Annotated in this window: 1 pseudogene; it reads right to left on the bottom strand. The window is 64.7% G+C overall.

What is annotated here, in order from left to right:
• A pseudogene (locus tag I6F36_RS39405) lies at nt 1–385 on the bottom strand (AMP-binding protein); the annotation flags it as partial.

Raw genomic sequence — 385 nt, 5'->3', positions numbered from 1 at the left:
GTGCTTGAGTGCCGGCTTGAAGATCTTGCCCACGGCGGTCAGGGGCATCGTTTCAATGATGTTGACCTGCCGGGGCAGCGCCGCACGCTCCGCAATTTCCGCCTTCAGGAAGGCCAGCAGATCGGCTTCCGTGGCGGACGCACCGGCACGCAGTTGCACGTAGGCAACCGGCAGCTCGCCCGCATGCACATCCGGGCGCCCGACGGCGGCAGCAATCTGCACGGCAGGGTGACGATGCAGCGGCGCTTCGATGGTGAGCGGATCAATGTTGTGGCCGCCGCGAATGATCAGTTCCTTCTTGCGGCCGGTAAGCCAGAAGTAGCCCTGTTCATCCTGCCGCGCCAGGTCGCCGGTATTGAGCCACCGCCATCCATCGCCCGTATCG

This window comes from Bradyrhizobium sp. BRP19 (assembly GCF_020194195.1).
GTDB lineage: Bacteria > Pseudomonadota > Alphaproteobacteria > Rhizobiales > Xanthobacteraceae > Bradyrhizobium > Bradyrhizobium yuanmingense.
This window is presented reverse-complemented; position numbering and strand designations above follow the sequence as displayed.